Genomic DNA, 18,628 nt, shown 5'->3' on the forward strand with positions numbered 1-18,628 from the left:
CTTACTATTTACCCATTGCGAAATTAACGGTATCCTCTGCTGTCTTAATTTCTGCATCAATATCTGCTCCGGCAACTACATTGGTAATAGCAGTTGCAACTGCATCACGGGCTTCATAATAATAAACACCGGTGTTGTTGGAAGGAATCTTTGAAGCAAAGTCGGTAATGGTAGCATAGACCGGAGCATCGCCGAAAAACTTCTGCGGCTCTGCATAAACCTTACTCTGTGCAGCCGGTAAATAGGTAGAAAGTGCACCGGACTTTGGAAGGATGGTCTCATAGAAAGAAGTGCTTCCTGCAAATGTCTTTGCCATGAAATCATAAGCCAGATCCGGATTCTTACATACAGAAGTAATTGCCCAGCTGGAACCTCCATTGTTAGAATAGTTGGTTGCTCCATCAACGCCCTCTAACTTAGGCATGTTGGTAATTGCCCATTTTCCGGACTGATCTTCAGCGGTCTGAATACTTGCCATGATCCAGCAGCCGTTAATGGTTCCGCCTACGGTACTGTTAGTAAGAGTTCCCACGTACTGATCCCAGTCATTCACTTCAATCAGAACACCGCTTTTTACCAGAGAAGCATATGTTTCCATAACCTTTTTCAGTTTATCGTTTCCAACCATGCTTGGTTTTCCATCTTTATCAAACAAGCTGCCGCCTGCTGACTGAAGCATCATCATGATTAAATCTGACTCTCCTGCCTGACAGGACAAAAGTGGTTTTCCGGTTTTTGCCAGAATTTCTTCTCCCATCTGCTGATACTTGCTCCAGGTAATATCCTTGAAATCATCTACCTTATAACCTGCCTGATCCAGAATATCGGTTCGGTAGCAGGCAACAACGGCTCCGTTATCAAATGGCACTCCGTAATTTTTTCCGTTTACGACTGAATATGCTGTTTTTGCTTTTGCAAACTGGGTAAAGTCAATTCCGCTTGCTGTGATATCCTTAAATGCATCCGGATAAGTTAAAACATTCTTCTGAAATGCATTATCCTGCAAAAGAATAATGTCAGGCAGAGTATCCAGCTTACCAGAGGTGGCAGCTGTGGTCAGCTTTGTCTGAATATCAGCCCAGGGTGTTTCCACTACGTTCAATTTAAAATCGGGGTGGTCTTTCTGGTATACCTTAGCAGCCTCATTCATGGAATAAATATTAAATGCCGGGTCCCAGCACCAGACAGTCAGTTCATTCCCGCCTTTGGCTCCTCCATCTTTTCCTCCTGAAGCCTGTCCTCCTGAACCTGAATTTCCGCAAGCGGTTAAGGAAGCAACCATGGCTCCTGCAAGTAAGAGTGATACGATTTTTTTCTTCATAGCAAAACTCCTCCTCTTTCATTAAAAAATTGGCATATGAGATCAATTTCTTTTGAATATAATCCCATTATACCAATTCTATTTTTGAAAACTTTTTATATTCAATTATAAAATGCGCAAATTCAATCATATCATTCTGTTTTACCAACCTTTTTGCGCACTAATTCTGCAATAAAGCAGCTTGCTCTCATAATTTTCAGCCGACCGCTTCCATTGATAAGGAGAAATATTGAGTATTTTTTTAAAATTCCGGTTAAAAGAAGAAATTGAAGAAAATCCCGAAGCAACAGCCACCTCTTCCATGGACTTTTCCGTCTTTTTTAACAGTTCGCAGGCGCACTGAATCCGGATTAAGTTGATGTAATCAACCGGCTTCATATCCATGCTCTCTTCGAACACCCGGCGAAAATGGCTTTCACTCATACTGGAAGCCTCTGCCAGCTGGCATATTTTAATCTCATGGGCATAGTGATCTGCCACATAGTCCAGCGCTCCCGATATCACCGCCCTGTGTGTCTTATTTCTCATGATTCGTTCTTCGTCATCAGACAGTCTTAAAAATTCCGCCAGGCAGGCCCGAAGCAGGCCACTGATACAGTCTTTGTAATAAGGTTTTTTCTGGCGTGCTTCCTCCATGACACCTAAAATCAGTCTGGTAAGTCCGGGATTTTCCTCTCCTGGCAGAAGAAATCCCACCCTCTGAATTCTTTTTAACAGTTTTTTTTGAAACATGGGATCATAACGGTTCAGCTCTGAAACAACTTTTTCTAAATCAATATACATCCACTCCCAGTAACTTTTGGTTCCTTTTTCACTGTTTGTGGTGTGCGGAAGCCTGGGAGGCACAAGCAGAATCGTTCCCGGCGAAAAGCAGATATGCTCCTGGCCAAGAATCACCTCTCCTGTGCCCCAGTGGCAGTAACCGATCTCCATCAGATTGTGAAAGTGGAGATACTTAATTTCCTTTCCATATTCACGGATCCAGCCTTCCCCCAGAAGTGCCAGAACCGGCTCATCTTCCCCGATTTCATAGTAACGAAACTCTACCTTTTCCCTTTGTTTTGCCACAAGCCCCTACTCTCCTTTAATTGCCTTATAAGCCAATTATATAAGTTCACTGGATTTCCTGCAACAGAAAAAGGCTTATATCTGATTTACATCCACAGCGCCGGTTGGCGTGCTGCAATATTACGCCTCGCTTCTTCGTCAATTGATTCCTCGGGGAGCCTGTAATACAGTTCCACAAGTTCTTTCCTTCCAAGTGTGCATCCCGCCAGAAGCATGAATCCACTGCGAGCCGGAAAGGCATCAAAGTGCATCACATCCGGAGGATAAGGCCAGCTGGATTTGTCCAGCAAATAAGGCGAAATAAAATCCAGGGCCTTCTTAATGCTTCTTCCATTGTCTGTTTCATATTCCCAGAGATTATCTTCTGGTGTAGACAGCAGATGGCACAGCGTTACCATGTTATCCACTACAAATATGGAATAATTATAGGGCTTCGTCCTTCCAAGTTCTCTTGGAAAGGAACCATCTTCCTTCTGTTGCTTTAATAGTTCTTCTTTATACTGCTGTCTGCAGAAATTTGCTATTTTTTCATTATCCGTAAATAATGCAAATGCCGCCGCCTGCACGAAAAAACAGACTCCATGATTATTATCCTTATTCATCTCCTGGATGCCGTTTTTATCAGTAAGCATCCAGCCAAGATACTCAGAAAACCACTTCTTTATCCCTTCGTAAATTTCATTGCCCATACAGCGGGAATGTTTAAGTTTTTCAACCGCAAATATTACATCAACCAAATGCAGGGTATCTATAATTCCGATTCCTCTTCCCGGACAGATCCCAAGTATTGCCTGGGCATATGACAGATGTGGTGCCATATAAGTTTCGCCGCTCAAAAAAAACTCATATAAGTGCTGAACAGCTTTTTGTGCAAAGTCTTCTTTTCCGGTAAGCAGGTAACCAGAGGTGAGAAAGACCACATTGGTTCTCATCTGCCGCATGATAATCCTATGGCTGTTAAAATTTTCCGGATTGGACTGTCCGTCTCTTTGAATATAAGGAAGGCCGTCGGGAGTATCAGGATTGGGCCACCAATAATCTCCGTTGGAATAATAATCGTGAAGCCCTCCTTCGCTTTTCGGGCTCTGCACATCAGTAATATGGAGCACAGGTGCCTTCATTGCTGCCTGCGCCTTCTCTATAATCCATTCCTGATTTCCCCAACCGGGGATAATCCTGTATTTTTTCTCGTATTTTATCATTGTGCCATTACCTGCGTATATGATTCAGTTCGGCTGACGCGCAGTTTAAAAGTGCCTTCATATATCCGGTACTGTAAGCCCATGAGGAATTTTCTCCCCCAACTGTTTCTCCCCAGACCGGTACATGATCCACATGGATGGCACCGTCGTAATCATAGCGTACCAGCTGTTTCATCAGTTCATACATATCCCCATAACCATCTTCCAGAAGCGTTTCCTCAAAATACGGCATGGTAGAACTGACATTTCGGAAATGAACCAGAAATACTTTTTTATTTTCAACAAAATACCGGATATCTTCCATTATATTACCAAACTGTGCTCCGCCTTCCAGCCAGCAGCCAAGACACATCTTTAATCCCAGATATGGGCTGTTTCCGGATAATTCGAACGCATGTTTGTAATCTTCGGCTGAAGTAATTAAATTGGATATTCCAAGGAGACAGTCAACAGGAGGATCGTTCGGATGAAGAGCAATCTTTACATTTGCCTCTTCACAAACCGGAAGAACTCTGTCGAGAAAATATTTAAAATTGTCCCACATTTCTTCCTTTGTATAGAGCCTTCCATGAGTATATGGGCGGGTTTTTAATTCCTCTAAGTCCACAATCCGGCCAATACCGCCTCTTGTTTGTTCCCCTACTCCAAATCTCGTAGTCAACACATGGTTTGGCTCCCACGTCATATATACAACCGGGATTTGTGCCTTACCCAGAATCCGGTTAAAACGATTATATTCTTCAATCGCCTCATCCCGTCCAGGCAGCCCCAGATGAATCTTATCATTCTTATATAAATGGACATTTCCCGCATCTGTTACTGTTAAATCATATTTTTTAAGACGCTCAAGAAATCTCATTACAGAATCATAATCTGTATGCTCGTCTTTGAATATAACATATACGTACTTAATACCCATCTGTTTAATAAATAACAGCTGTTCATCTGTATAGTCAGATACAACCTTTGACTGTACCTTTATCTTGTTTCCCAGCATGTGGAGATCCTCCTTCAAATTAAATAATCAGTTATTTGGTCCAGTAAACGGCTTCCGGCGTCCACTGTTCCAGACTTACATCGTAAATTCCGCTGTCTTTCAGTCCGGGAACACTAAATGCTTCATAATAAACAACAGACAGCGGAGTAATCATTACATAATCCGAAACAAGAGCCTTGGCTGCCTTTTGTAAATTTTCTTTTTTCTCGTCAATTGTTCTGGCTTCTCTGGCTGCAAACAGCGGCGTTTCAAATTCATCCGGCCGAAGCATGATTCCATGATTTTTAATTCCTTCAGAGGAATACAGACGGATATAATTATTGGTGAAATCCATCTTACTGGCACCTCTGTTTGCAATAAAACCATCAATGTCGTCTTCTTTCTGCATTGCCGCCAGGGCCGATCCATCTAAAACCTCAACCTTTGCCGTAATGCCGATTGTAGCCAATATGGCCTGGAATGCAGTCGCCGTATCATTATTCTGTGACGTTGTATAAATGGATGTTTCAAAGCCATTGGGATACCCCGCTTCAGAAAGCATCTGCTTTGCCAATTCCGGATTGTATTCATAGAATTCCTGAGGAGAATATGCCCATGAGTCAGAGGTACAGAACAAAGGAGTAGCCTCACCTAAACCGCCGGAGAGTGCCTTTGCTACCTGTTCCCAGTCAATGGCATGCATAATTGCCTGGCGCACCTTTAAATCTCCCATGGGATGCTTATCGCTCTTACTGTTCCAGATTATGTGCTTAATGTCCGCACAGTTTGCATTCTTTCTGCCGATGCTTTCAAATCCAGCCTGTTTGATTGTATTAATAATTGCGTCATTTTCCAGCTTCATAGCCACTCCCACTTCTTTATTAAGAAGAGCAGACATCATGGTATTGGTATCCATGATCATATCAATCTCCAGCTGGTCAACATGAGGCAGTCCTTCTATTCTGTAATTCTCATTTTTTGTATATGTAATTTTGTTATCATCAACAAAGGAATCCAGGACGAACGGGCCGGTTCCAACGGCATGGGTCTTGCACCATTCCTCACCGTTCTTTTCGTAGGCTTCCTTGGAAATGATAAAGATATCACCGATTAAATTATCCCAGTTGTTCGCCCACTGATCATACTGAATTTCAATTCTTCTATCATCAACCACCGTAACCTTCACTGGAGAACCAAGCTCACTGGCCTTTCCATTGTCAATATACTTCTGTATATTCCATGCTACTGCCTCCGCGTTGCAATCCGATCCGTCATGAAACTTCACGCCTTCCCTCAGCTTAATGGTGAAAATCAGATTATCCGGATCTGAGTAGAACTCTTCTGCCAGCCAGGGATAATAATTCCCCTCCTCATCGGCACGTCCAAGGGATTCAATAACCGGCTGTGCGCCAAAACGGTCACTGGTCGAGGTCGACTGGGGCAGGAAGAATGTATTATGTGACAGCGGAATGGCTATTACCAGTTTCCCCCCTTCTGCAACTTCTTTTGCAGTCTCATTTTCTACGGTCTTTGCTGCCGTTGTTTCTATGTTTTTTGCAGTGGTTGTCTCCGGGATACTGGTATCTTTACTCCCTCCGCAGCCAGCAGTCATTGCTGCAGCCATAACTGCCAAAACTGTCAATGCTAAAACTTTCTTTGCTGTTTTCATTCTGTAATCCTCCTTCAATCTCAATGTTTTTTATTGATTGTATAAGAAACAAGCCACCTGATGATTTCCTCCCGCATCAAGAAGTCTTGGTATCTCCCTTCGGCACCGTTCACTGGCCTTATCACATCTGTTATGGAACGGACAGCCTTCCGGCCTGTTTGTAAGACTTGGCACTTCTCCTCTGATGGGAACTCTCTCTCTGGTTTCCTCAACCAGAGGATCTGCTACCGGAACCGCACTGAGCAGTGTTCTGGTATAAGGATGAAGAGTATTGCTGTACAGTTCCTCACAGTCTGCAATTTCCACCACTCTTCCCAGATACATAACCAGAATCCGGCTGCTTATATGCTTGACAACTGCCAGATCATGGGCAATAAACAAATAGGTCAGACCAAGCTTTGACTGCAGCTCCTCAAGCAGATTAATAATCTGAGCCTGTATGGAAACATCCAGGGCCGATATTGGTTCATCGCAGAGAATGAGATCCGGCTGGGAGGATAAGGCCCTGGCAATGCCAAGCCTCTGTCTCTGTCCTCCTGAAAACTCATGAGGCACCCGGTATTTAAGGGCTGGATCCAGCCCGACGATCCGGAACAGTTCATCTACTCTTTTACCGTACTCCTCCCTGTTTTTCACCAGCTTATGGAGGATGAGAGATTCACCTACAATGGACTCCGCTGTCTGTCTTGGATCAAGAGAGGAAAAGGGATCCTGAAAAATCATGGATATTTTTTTTCTGAAGGGGTACATCTGTCTGTCGCTAAAGCCTGCAATGTCTGTGCCATTGAATACGATACTTCCTTCCTCCGGTTTATACACACGCATGATACATCTGGCCAGAGTCGTTTTTCCGCACCCCGACTCCCCTACAATCCCCAGCGTCTCACCCTTTCTAACATAAAAATCAATGTCCTCAATTGCTTTTACGTCGCCGATCTTCTTTCTGACCATCCCTTTGTAAATAGGAAAATACTTCCTGACATTTTTTACATCAAGACAGATTTCTTCTCCTGCCTTTGATGCAGGGGCTTTTTTTATTTTCTTAGCTGCAATCTCTTCAGCCTTTATTTTCTTTTCTTCTTCCGATAAATGGCACGCAGCGAAATGCCCTTTTACTATCTCCTGAAGCGCAGGCTTTGAACATTCCCTGCACCGATTCATGCGGTATTCACAGCGTTCATAAAAAGGACAGAATTCAGGCCTTGATGCCGGATTAGGCGGAAGCCCCTCAATAGGAATCAGAATGCGATCCTTGGGATCGTCAAGCCTTGGAATGGCTCTGAGCAGCGCTCTGGTATAAGGATGCTCCGGATCTGCAAAGAGCCTTTTTGTATCCGTCATTTCCACAACGCTTCCTGAATACATTACATAAATCCGTTCTGCAAACCTGGCTACGATTCCCAGATTATGAGTCACAATAATAACCGATGTATTGGTTTTCTTTGCGATATCCCTGATCATCTCCAGAAGCTGGGCCTGGGTAGTCACATCAAGAGCCGTAGTCGCCTCATCTGCAACCAGAATCTCAGGTTCTGATGACATAGCCATGGCAATCATGATACGCTGACGCATTCCGCCGGAAAACTGCTGCGGATAATAATCGAACCGCTCCTGCGGATCCGGTATATTAACCAGCTTCAGCATCTCTATGGCACGCTTTTTCGCTTCTTCCCTGTCCACCTTTAAGTGTTCCATAATATTTTCCTGTATCTGATATCCGATGGTCAGTACCGGATTTAAGGATGTCATAGGCTCCTGAAAAATCATACTTATTTTTCCGCCTCTCATATGACGCATTTCCTCGCTGTTTGGTCCATACTCCAGCATATTTTTTTCATTTCCCCGGATATAAACCTCACCGCCAGTCACCTTCCCCGGTGAGCCGATCAATTGCAGCATGCTCATCATGGTCACGGATTTCCCGCTCCCTGACTCCCCTACAATCCCGATAATCTCACCTGGATCCAGATACATGGTTACATTGTCAACAGCCTTTACAAGCTGTCCGTCTGTCTTAAAACAGGTTTCGATATTTCTCAGTTCCAACAAGTGTTCCATTTTATCTCCTCCCATCAAACCTCACCCCGAAGCCTTGGATCCAGTGCATCCCGGACACCGTCACCAAACATATTCAGACAGATAACCAGAACCGCCACACAGACTCCCGGTGTGAGTGCAAATACAGGATTCTGGAGAAGGAACAGGCGGCCGTCACTGACCATACCGCCCCAGGATGCAGTCGGCGCGCTGATCCCCAGACCTAAAAAGCTGAGTCCGGCTTCTGCCAGAATGGTCTGTCCCACCTGCTGGGTCATCATGACAATGATCGGTGAGATACTGTTTGGGAGAATATGTTTAAACATCAGCCTGAAATTTTTATTTCCCTGAAGCTTTCCTGCCATAACGTAATCTGCCTGCTTGATTGTCAGCACCTGCCCTCTCATCATCCGGACATATCCTGCCATGGAAGAAATTCCAAGAATAATTGCCAGATTACGGATCCCACTGCCAAACACGGCAGTCAGGGCCATAGCGAGGATAATCTGGGGAATCGCCCGGATAGCTTCCATGATTCTTGTAATAATGTCATCTGTGATTCCGCCGAAATAACCTGCAATCATTCCGAAAAATGTTCCCGCAACACATGCAATCATGACTGCAAATACGCCGATAATCAGACTGACTCTGGTTCCGTATATAATCCGGCTTAACACGTCTCTCCCGTAATTGTCGGTTCCAAGGAGATGATCTTTTCCCGGTCCCTGAAGATAAGAGGAAAAATCTGCATAATTGGGGTCATACGGAGCAAAAAACGGTGCAAAAACTGCCAGGGCAATAAAGAGGAGAACTACCGCTGCACTGAATGCGGCAATCTTTCTGGTAAACAAAATTTTAATTGTCTTTTTCCATCTTCCGTTATTTTTCATCATTTTGCCTCCCTATTCAAACCTGACTCTCGGATCAACCACCGCATACAGAATATCCGTCAAAAGGTTGATGATACAGGATACCAGCGCGGTGACCAGCACGCATGCCTGAACAACCGGTATATCTCTTGACTGAATGGCTTTAACAAATAAAGAACCCATTCCCGGAATGTTAAACACAGATTCCACAAACATGGAACCTGCCAGCATGGAACCAAGGCGCATTCCAAGTATGGTGATAACTGGTATCAGGGCATTCTTAAGAGCATGCACATAGATGACCTTCTGCTGTGACAATCCCTTGCTTTTCGCAGTTCTGACATAATCCTGCCGGATGACTTCCAGCATACTGGAACGTGTCTGCCTGGTCACTGTAGCTATTCCTCCAAGTGCCAGACAAAACAGCGGCATAACAGTCTGTCTGATTCCAGTCACCGGATCTTCATAAAACCAGGTAAAGCCGTAAGAAGGAAGCCAGCCCAGTTTCATTGCAAATACATACATGACTAACAGTGCAATCCAGAACTGGGGCAGACAGGCTGTTATGTTAGCGACCAGAGTAACTGCCGTATCCGCCGGTCTTCCCCTGTATACTGCACTGATCACACCAAACAGGATTCCCAGGGGAATGCTTATGATAAATGCACTGATTGAAAAAAACAAGGTAATTGGAATCCGTTCATTTATAATTTCCAAAGTGCTTTTATGAAACTGGGTGGACTGTCCCCAGTCCCCCTGGACCGCACCCGACAGCCAGCTGAAATACCTGCTGATAATCGGCTGATCCAATTTTAATTCATGAAACACCCTCTGATATTCTTCCTGGGATACCTCCTGACCCAGCATGGCATATACAGGATCACCGGGAATTAACGATACCAGCATAAATGTAAAGATGGATATCAGAAAAATAATCAGTATCATCTGTCCGGTACGTTTTATTATGTATGCTTTCATTTAAACTTTATAGCAGGAACTTATAACCTGCCATATTCCTCCCTCCTTGCATAACTCTTTTTACATTCTGTTGATTTTAGTGTTTTCATTATAGCGATACTTTGTTATAATAAAAATATAAATGTTTTATATAATAAATCGCGTCATCTCCTTTTGAATATAAATTTTAACTACTTTCAAGTTCTAATTATATATTTCTTTATACATTTTTTCCAATAACCCCTTCCTATTTTTACTATAGTCATTGCCTATAATCATAATTTGCACAAAAGAAAGCAGGTTTGCCATGGACATCAGATATCTGGAATATATTCTCGCGCTGGCTGAAACTGGAAATATGACGAAAGCAGCTAAAAAACTATACATATCACAACCCACTCTCAGCCAGTTTCTCACCAAGCAGGAACTGGAACTGGGTTCACCGCTATTTGAAAGATTAAGCGGTACCTATTCCCTGACTCCGGTTGGAGGCCTTTACGCAGAATACGCAAAAAAAGTGATTTCCTTAACCACAAATCTGGAAAAAGATATAAAACGAGTATCAAATTCAAGCCGGATCCGTATTGGTACCTCAGCCTCCAGCGCCATGCAAATGCTCTCCTGCATCCTGGCTGATTTCCGCAAGTATTATCCGAGGGTGGAACTTGTTCTGTCAGACGATAATCTAAGATCCACCAGTAATTTTATTTCAAAAGGTGAAATAGACCTGGCATTTGTAACTGCCAATTCTCTTGAACAGTACAGAGGCCAGAGCATTGAGCTGAAGAAAGAAGAGGTTGTCTTTGCCGCTCCCAGCAGCCATCCCTATTGTCAGAAAACCAGCGGAAACCGCCAGCGTCCTCTTACCAGTACACAGCTTCTGGAACATTTTCAAGGTTCCCCTTTCATTCTGCAGCATAAAGGATCCTGTATCCGGTATCTGATTGAAGATTTTTTTGAAACGGTGGAGTTTAACCCCACTGTTGCCTGCATGACTTCCCATGTCCAGTCTATTTGTGATATGGTATCCAGTAACATCGGGGTGGGATTTATTCCGGTTGAATATCAGCCTCCTCACAAGATGATCACCTGCTTTTCACTGGAACCGAAACTGTATAGAATTCATTCAATTCTTTACCGAAAGGATTTAATTATGACACCGCCTCATAAATGTCTGATCGATTTGGCTAAAGCATATGTAAATACCAATTGGAACCATTTTTAAAAATGGTGATCTTAAGTTAAAGACATTGAATTAGTATATGTGCCCGACAGACACAAAAAAAGAAGAATTCTTCCATCTGAAGAATCCTTCTTTTTTTAAACTGTTTTTCCCTTGCCTATAGGGGTTCTACCTTATTTAATTTCTAAACCTCTGCCTGAAAAATCAGATCACCAGCGTAGGCGGAGTATAGACTCTGGCTGCCAGCTCTGAATCCAGGAGATAAAGTCCCTTTGCATCATTACCGAATAAATCATATCTCTTAATGATCTCATCCGTATTCTTTTCTTCTTCACTCTGTTCCTTTACGAACCAGTCAAGAAACTGCATGGTACGGAAATCCTTTATTTCATAAGCAGCTCCGTAAATGTCATGAATGGAAGCTGTTACCTTGATCTCATGTTCATAAGCTTCCATGGCCGGCTGACGGAAATCAGTGAAAGCGAAGGAAGGGGCCTTAATATCCGAAAGAACAATCTTTTCTCCGTTCTGAAGAAGGTAATCCATGAACAGCATTGCATGGTCCCGCTCCTCCTGAGTCTGTATTTTAAACCAGTTTGCAAACCCATTTAAATTCTGGTCTGCATAATAGTTTGATATATCCAGATATACATATGCGGAGTAAAGTTCAAAATTAATCTGTTTGTTTATCTTAGCAACAATCTCTTTGTTAAGCATAATCGAATCCTCCTTTATAATATAAAAATCATTTTAATAAACAAGGTTGTCCAATATTTCATATTAATTTAGTTACTATCAAATATTTCAACTTGTTTATTGCTATATTCTAACATCTTTGATGAAATTTTTCAATATGATATACATAAAATATTGACATGTTTTAAAGCTAAACATATTAATTACACTTTACAACTCTGCCTCTAATGTGGTATATTTGAATTACAAAAGAGTAACCGCCACACAAGGTGGAAGCTCCCATGATTGACTAACTGCTCATGTAGCCATGAGCCAGCCTATCCTGGTCGCGTCAGGGTAGGCTATTTTTTTGCTATATATGTAAGCAATGCAATCAGGAATGTACCACCTGAAAACAATGTGCTTAAAGTCTGGTATATATCCATTTGCATCACCTCCCATCTTATTACGACATAAAGACATAAAATCTGGAAGGTTCCACCCTGTATTCGGTTACTCCTGATAGCATATTACCATACATTTCCAATACCTACAATATTTAATTATGATACAAAAAAACGACAGAGATTAATAAGCTATGAAAAAGAACGAAACTATCACAGTCCCGTTCTTTTTTCTAAGCTATTCTCCAAATACAGCCTTATAATCAGCAACAAATTTATCAATTCCCTGATCAGTCAGCGGATGGCGGATCATCTGTGCCAGTACCCCGTAAGGAACCGTAGCAATATCCGCCCCTGCCTTTGCACAGTCAATCACATGAATGGGATTTCGGATACTTGCTGCAATAATCTCCGTCTCAATTCCATGCTGGGTGAAAATCTCCATAATGTCCCGGATTAAATCAATACCCGGCATGGAGATATCATCGAGGCGGCCTAAAAACGGCGATACATAGGTTGCTCCTGCACGGGCAGCCAGCAGAGCCTGGGCAGCCGAAAATACAAGAGTTACATTTGTTTTGATACCTTCTGCATTTAAAACCTTTACTGCTTTTAATCCCTCTGCTGTCATAGGGATCTTCACTACCATGTTAGGGTGAATGGCTGCAATTTCCCTTCCCTCGCTGATCATGTTACTCGCATCCGTTGTGGTTGCTTTTACTTCACCGCTTATGGGGCCATCTACAATAGAAGCAATCTCTTTAATTACTTCTGAAAAATCTCTTCCTTCTTTGGCAATCAGGGATGGGTTGGTGGTTACTCCGCAGATAATTCCCATATCATTTGCCTTTTTTACATCTTCCGTATTTGCCGTATCAACAAAAAATCTCATGACAGTTCTCCTTTTCCCTCCGGTCTTCTCATCTATTCGTCAATTTTGCAAAATTCAATCTTTTCTCCATTTGGGCCTTTAAAAAGGAAGAAACGGTTGGTTCGTGGAGCAAACATCTCATTGGATTCAATTCCATTTGTAATTATCTGGTGGCCCTGTGCCAGAATTTCCTCATATGCTTCGTCCAGATGTTCACAGGTCAGGGCGATGTGATCGATACAGCCAGCTGGTTTTTCCTCCTGACGTCTGGGATAATACTCAATCACACAGGTCTGACACTGAAGCATTCCTCTGACGCCATGGTCAACCAGTCGGTTAAAGCCCAGATTCTCATAAAAGGAAACGGTTAATTCCGGATCATCTGTGGGAATTGCCACATGGGCAATTCCTGACGGTGTATTCTTTATCATCACTCAGCTCCTAAGCAAGCAGACTTTTTACATACTCAAGTATTGATGCATCTTTGCAGTTTTCAAAAAACAGTTCTTTGAACTTCTCACCGCCCAGTGCACCCTTTACCAGATCCTGGTCCAGTCCTTTTAAGCAGGTAATCAGATCCTTTAAATTGTTCTCTCTCACTCCGTCCAAAATCTTTTTATTGCGCTGTTCCGGAACTGCCCGCTCTCTTGGATATCCCTGTCCGCTCTCTTCAGAGAACAGTTTTTCAAAGGCGTATTCCAGATTCAGCTCTGCTCCCCAGCCAAAGCCCTTTGCAAATGGCATGGCAATGGCATTTCCATCATTGATCTGGGCAAACATGTAGCCGTCACTTGGATCCGTTACCAGACCGCAGATCACTCCCGGGAAACTGTTTAATGCCAGCATGGCTCCCTGTCCGGTTCCGCAGCCGGTCACTACGTAATCCGCTGCTTTAGAATTTAACAGGATTGCTGCCAGGATTCCATTCTGCACATAGGTAAGGGAGCAGCCATCTTCAGGAGAATACATACCGTAGTTATCCACTTCATAGCCCTTTGTATCAGCCACTTTCTTTAAACTGGCGTAAATGATTCCGTTTTTAGCAGCCTGACTGTTTTCATTAATCAATGCTATTTTCATCTGTTTAACACTCCTTTTATCTGATTATATACCTGTTTTTCACTGAGTCCGTATTCTTCTAAGAGATCTTCCGGTTTTCCTGACTGTCCGAAACGGTCCTCCACTCCGATCTTTTTAAAGGACACATTGCACTTATTGTTTAACAGAACTTCTCCTACTGCATCTCCCAGTCCGCCAATGGTGCTGTGCTCTTCTACTGTTATGACATGATTGCAGCCGGAAGCATATTTTAAAATGCAGTCCTGATCAATTGGTTTAATGGTATGCATGTTAACCACCGTAATACTGATTCCTTCTGACTCCAGGCGTTTTGCACATTCCAGGGCAGTCGCTACCATAATTCCGCAGGCAAATACAACTGCTTCCGTTCCTTCTTTCAGCACATTTGCCTTCCCGATTTCAAAAGGCATATCCTCTTCAAATACCGGACTTGGAAGTCTTGCCAGCCTTAAATATGCCGGGCCTTTCATATCAGCAACGGCCTTTACGGCACGGTGAGTCTCATTGGCGTCACAGGGAACCACTACGGTCATACCTGGAATTACACGCATCAGAGCCATATCTTCAATTGCCTGATGGCTTCCGCCATCCTCTCCCAGAGTGATTCCGGAATGAGTCATACCAAGCTTTACGTTAAAATTAGGGTAAGCAACTCCGTTACGCACCTGCTCATAGGCACGTCCTGCCCCAAATACGGCAAAGGTACTGCAAAAAGGAATGTATCCCATGGTAGACAGTCCTGCACTCATATCCACCATATTGGCTTCTGCAATTCCTGCATTGAAAAAACGCTCCGGGAATTTTGATCCAAAGGTTGCTGTCATGGTTGCATGAGCCAGATCCGCATCCAGTACAACCACCTTTTCATTTTCTTCTCCAAGACTGGCAAGGGCTTCGCCGTATGCCACTCTGATTGCTTTTAATTCACTCATGTCTATGCCTCCAGTTCCTTTAATGCCTGCTGTCTTTCTTCTTCATTTGGTGCTTTCCCATGCCAGCCAACCTGATTTTCCATAAAGGAAATGCCTTTTCCTTTTACCGTGTGAGCCAGAATGCATTTTGGTTTTCCTTCCATGGTACTGATGGAGTATGCTGCCAGTACTTCTTCTAAATTATTTCCATCTGGAAGCTCCAGTACCTGAAAACCAAATGCTTTGAATTTAGAAGATAAATCTCCCAAAGACATGACCTGATCATTGGTTCCGTCAATCTGCAGACCGTTGTTGTCAATGATAATGGTCAGATTGTCAAGATGATAGTTGGCAGCTGCCATACATGCCTCCCAAACCTGGCCTTCCTGTAACTCTCCGTCCCCTAACAGAGCATAGACCTTAATATCCTTTTTCTGCGCCTTTGCGCCCAGAGCCATGCCCACTGCTATGGAAATCCCCTGTCCCAGGGAACCTGTGGAGGCGTCGATACCAGGCACTTTTTTGGCATCCGGATGACCCTGAAGAATGCTGTGAAGCTGACGGAAGTTCTTAAACTCTGCCTTATCAAAAAATCCCATCTCACCAAGCACTGCATAATAGCAGGGTGCTGCATGGCCCTTGCTTAACACAAACCGGTCACGGTCTTCCATATCCGGGTTCTCAGGATCTACTTTCATCTGAGTATAAAAGAGCCCTGCCATCAGCTCTACTGCCGATAAAGAGCCTCCCGGATGACCGCTGGCTGCATCGGCAGTCATATTAATAATATCCTTACGGATTTCCCTGCATATCTTCTTTAATTCATCTATGTCCATCATGTCCTTATGCCTCCGTCTCTTCTATGTAAATATTTATTTTCTCATAGAACCTTTCTTCTTTAAATAATCCACGTATACTGCACCCAGAATTACAAATCCTTTTACCACAAACTGCCAGTAGCTGCTGATTTTAAGAAGGTTCATTCCATTATTTAAAACACCAATGATGAGAACACCAACTACCGTACCCCCTAAGGTACCAATTCCTCCGTTAAAACTGGTTCCGCCAAGTACAGAAGCTGCAATGGCATCACGCTCAAATCCTTCTCCCACTGAGGGCTGACCGGAGTAAAGTCTTGCTGCCAGAACCACTCCGGCAAGTGCAGCCATAACCGCACTCATGACATAGACTCTTACCTGAATCCATCTGGTATCTACACCTGCATATTTGGCCGCCTCTTTGTTACCGCCTGTCGCATAGACATGACGCCCAAAGGAGGTGCGGTTCATAATAAAATACAGAATTACAAAAGCTACGCCTACAAAGATAACAGGGATTGGCACTCCCAGAAAGCTTCCAACTCCCATGTTGTTAAATGTTTCGTTATTGGACTGTGCAGGCTGTCCGCCAGTTAAAATATAGCTGACACCACGGACGATAATCTGCATGGACAGTGTGACAATAAAGGGAGGGAGTGTGGTATGGGATATTACAAAGCCGTTCATAAAGCCGATAACTGCTCCAAATAACAGAGGAATTAAAAATACTGCGATCAGTGGAAGTCCTCCATTTCCGCATCGTACGGCGATTACTCCGGCTGCTGCCACAACAGAACCCACTGACAAATCTATGCCTCCGCAGATTAAGACACAGGTAATTCCAAAAGCAATAAAGCAGTTCACACACACCTGGCGTAAAACACTGAATAAATTATTTTTCACAAGAAAGGTATCGGTTGTGAATGATAATAAGACGCATAAGAAAACCAGGGCGATCATGGCTGCCATATTTCGTTTCAGCCAGATCAGAAAGGGATTGGTATTCCAGAGACCCGGTGCTTTTAACTGGTCTGTCTCCGGTTGATTCTTCTTGCTTAGCATGTTGTATGTTCTCCTCCCACTGCATATGACATGATCATTTCCTGCGAGCTTTCCGTTACTGTCTGATCGATGATTCCCGCCAGGCAGCCTTCCCTCATAACGGCGATCCGGCTGGAATTGTTAATAATTTCAGGAAGCTCCGAAGAAATCATAATGATGGAAACCCCTTCCTGAGCCAGGGTATGCATCAGTTTATAAATCTCAGCCTTTGCCCCCACATCAATTCCCCTTGTAGGCTCGTCCAGGATCAGGACCTTGGGCTTTGCAGCCAGCCACTTTGATATGACGATTTTTTGCTGGTTTCCGCCGGATAATTCTCCCGCAGTCTGTTCAGTTGAAGCCATCTTAATAGAAAGCTTCTGCTTAAATTCATCAACAATACTCTTCTCTTTTTTCTTATTTACCTGTAACCGCTGTATATATTCAGAAAGTACCTGAAAAGTCAGGTTGGTTGCAATGCTGTGCCCCAGAAAAAGCCCCTGCTCCTTGCGCTCTTCCGGTACAAGGGCAATGCCTGCTGAAATGGCATCCTTCGGTTTTTTGATTGTAAGCTGTTTTCCCTCCAGCCAGACTTCGCCTGACTGTATGCTGTCAATTCCGAATATTGCCAGTGCCAGCTCTGTACGCCCAGCTCCCACCAGTCCGGAAAATCCAAGTATTTCCCCTTTTTTCAATGTAAAGCTGATATCAGTAACTTTATCGGTTGTCAAATGTTTTACTTCCAGGATTACATCGCCCCCAATGACGCGCTCATTCCCGTACATATTGTTAAACTCACGTCCCACCATCATGCTGATCAGTTCGTTTTCCGTTGTTTCACTGGTCTGCCTGGTTCCGATGAATTTACCATCCCGAAGCACAGTAACGGAATCACATACCTTAAAGGTCTCTTCCATACGGTGGGAAATGTAAATCATGGCAACTCCGGCCTTTTTTAAACGGGCAATCTGGGAAAACAGATTGTCAGTCTCACTTTTTGATAAAGAAGCAGTTGGTTCATCAAGAATTAAAATTTTCGCCCCTTCGCTGACAGCTCTTGCAATCTCAATCATCTGCTGCTGGGCTACGGACAAGCCACGAATGAGCATTCCGGAATCCAGTTTCAGTCCCAGGGCATCAAGAGCCTTTTGGGCCTCCTTTTTCATTCTCCGGTAATCCACCATTTTTAAATGATTCTTCGGTTCTCTTCCAAGAAAAATATTCTCAGCAATGGTCATCTCCGGAATATTGGTGATTTCCTGATGGATAAAGCTGACGCCGAAGGCTCTGGCATCTTCTACATGCTTGATGGAAGCCTCTTTTCCGTTCATGAAAATCGTACCGGAATCTGAACTGATTATGCCGCCTAAAATTTTCATCAGCGTTGACTTTCCTGCACCATTCTCCCCCATAAGAGCCCGGACTTCTCCGGGCTTTATGGAAATACTGACTCCGTCAAGCACAACATTGCGGCCAAATGCTTTTGTAATATCTTTCATCTCAAAAACATATGCGTCTGACATGTTTTTCTACTCCTGTTCTGCAT

At 43.6% G+C, this 18,628-nt stretch carries 18 protein-coding genes; 1 reads left to right on the top strand and 17 read right to left on the bottom strand.

The annotated features are described in order from the left end of the window. Positions 1-4: 4 nt before the first annotated feature. The 8 genes from BXY41_RS09635 to BXY41_RS09670 form a co-directional block, all read right to left on the bottom strand. On the bottom strand, positions 5-1,321 hold the full coding sequence (locus tag BXY41_RS09635) for an ABC transporter substrate-binding protein (protein ID WP_104436612.1): 1,317 nt from the start codon (positions 1,319-1,321) through the stop codon (positions 5-7). A 141-nt stretch (positions 1,322-1,462) separates the two neighbouring features. Then, entirely contained in the window at positions 1,463-2,389 is a 927-nt protein-coding gene (locus BXY41_RS09640; protein ID WP_104436613.1) for an AraC family transcriptional regulator, read from the bottom strand. An 86-nt stretch (positions 2,390-2,475) separates the two neighbouring features. Further along, a complete protein-coding gene (locus BXY41_RS09645) occupies positions 2,476-3,591 on the bottom strand; it encodes an alginate lyase family protein (protein ID WP_104436614.1) in 1,116 nt (371 codons plus the stop codon). A gap of 7 nt (positions 3,592-3,598) precedes the next feature. Then, positions 3,599-4,588 (bottom strand): mannonate dehydratase, encoded by a 990-nt coding sequence (locus tag BXY41_RS09650; RefSeq protein ID WP_104436615.1) that lies wholly within the window; start codon positions 4,586-4,588, stop codon positions 3,599-3,601. A 31-nt stretch (positions 4,589-4,619) separates the two neighbouring features. Further along, positions 4,620-6,236: an ABC transporter substrate-binding protein gene (locus BXY41_RS09655; RefSeq protein ID WP_104436616.1), complete on the bottom strand. Its 1,617-nt coding sequence runs from the start codon at positions 6,234-6,236 to the stop codon at positions 4,620-4,622. A gap of 30 nt (positions 6,237-6,266) precedes the next feature. Then, positions 6,267-8,294, bottom strand: coding sequence for a dipeptide ABC transporter ATP-binding protein (locus tag BXY41_RS09660; protein ID WP_104436780.1), 2,028 nt, complete (start codon positions 8,292-8,294; stop codon positions 6,267-6,269). 14 nt (positions 8,295-8,308) lie between these two features. Next, positions 8,309-9,166: an ABC transporter permease gene (locus tag BXY41_RS09665; RefSeq protein ID WP_242980139.1), complete on the bottom strand. Its 858-nt coding sequence runs from the start codon at positions 9,164-9,166 to the stop codon at positions 8,309-8,311. A gap of 9 nt (positions 9,167-9,175) precedes the next feature. Next, the gene (locus tag BXY41_RS09670) at positions 9,176-10,120 is read right to left on the bottom strand and encodes an ABC transporter permease (protein ID WP_104436618.1); all 945 of its coding nucleotides are present in this window, start codon (positions 10,118-10,120) and stop codon (positions 9,176-9,178) included. Positions 10,121-10,406: 286 nt separating this feature from the next. Between BXY41_RS09670 and BXY41_RS09675 the strand changes: the two genes are divergently transcribed. Beyond that, positions 10,407-11,324, top strand: coding sequence for a LysR family transcriptional regulator (locus BXY41_RS09675; RefSeq protein ID WP_104436619.1), 918 nt, complete (start codon positions 10,407-10,409; stop codon positions 11,322-11,324). Between the two features lie 162 nt (positions 11,325-11,486). On the opposite strand, the gene BXY41_RS09680 is transcribed toward BXY41_RS09675, so the two are convergent. The 9 genes from BXY41_RS09680 to BXY41_RS09715 all read right to left on the bottom strand — a co-directional run bounded on the left by BXY41_RS09680 (position 11,487) and on the right by BXY41_RS09715 (position 18,605). Next, positions 11,487-11,999 (bottom strand): ferritin, encoded by a 513-nt coding sequence (locus tag BXY41_RS09680; RefSeq protein ID WP_104436620.1) that lies wholly within the window; start codon positions 11,997-11,999, stop codon positions 11,487-11,489. A gap of 320 nt (positions 12,000-12,319) precedes the next feature. Beyond that, a complete protein-coding gene (locus BXY41_RS27150; protein ID WP_341457824.1) occupies positions 12,320-12,409 on the bottom strand; it encodes a putative holin-like toxin in 90 nt (29 codons plus the stop codon). Between the two features lie 190 nt (positions 12,410-12,599). After that, on the bottom strand, positions 12,600-13,253 hold the full coding sequence (gene fsa / locus BXY41_RS09685; protein WP_104436621.1) for a fructose-6-phosphate aldolase: 654 nt from the start codon (positions 13,251-13,253) through the stop codon (positions 12,600-12,602). 32 nt (positions 13,254-13,285) lie between these two features. Next, on the bottom strand, positions 13,286-13,663 hold the full coding sequence (locus tag BXY41_RS09690; protein ID WP_104436622.1) for a VOC family protein: 378 nt from the start codon (positions 13,661-13,663) through the stop codon (positions 13,286-13,288). Between the two features lie 10 nt (positions 13,664-13,673). After that, positions 13,674-14,312: an RpiB/LacA/LacB family sugar-phosphate isomerase gene (locus BXY41_RS09695; protein WP_104436623.1), complete on the bottom strand. Its 639-nt coding sequence runs from the start codon at positions 14,310-14,312 to the stop codon at positions 13,674-13,676. Continuing rightward, positions 14,309-15,244, bottom strand: a complete 936-nt coding sequence (locus BXY41_RS09700) for a transketolase family protein (protein WP_104436624.1) — start codon at positions 15,242-15,244, stop codon at positions 14,309-14,311. The genes BXY41_RS09695 and BXY41_RS09700 overlap by 4 nt, the downstream gene beginning before the upstream one ends. 2 nt (positions 15,245-15,246) lie before the next feature. Beyond that, positions 15,247-16,059, bottom strand: a complete 813-nt coding sequence (locus tag BXY41_RS09705; protein ID WP_104436781.1) for a thiamine pyrophosphate-binding protein — start codon at positions 16,057-16,059, stop codon at positions 15,247-15,249. A gap of 36 nt (positions 16,060-16,095) precedes the next feature. Further along, positions 16,096-17,103 (bottom strand): ABC transporter permease, encoded by a 1,008-nt coding sequence (locus BXY41_RS09710; protein WP_104436625.1) that lies wholly within the window; start codon positions 17,101-17,103, stop codon positions 16,096-16,098. Beyond that, the gene (locus BXY41_RS09715) at positions 17,097-18,605 is read right to left on the bottom strand and encodes a sugar ABC transporter ATP-binding protein (protein ID WP_104436626.1); all 1,509 of its coding nucleotides are present in this window, start codon (positions 18,603-18,605) and stop codon (positions 17,097-17,099) included. Before BXY41_RS09715 ends, BXY41_RS09710 begins: the two co-directional genes overlap by 7 nt. Positions 18,606-18,628 lie beyond the last annotated feature (23 nt).

The sequence above is a fragment of the Lacrimispora xylanisolvens genome (assembly GCF_002934545.1).
GTDB lineage: Bacteria > Bacillota > Clostridia > Lachnospirales > Lachnospiraceae > Lacrimispora > Lacrimispora xylanisolvens.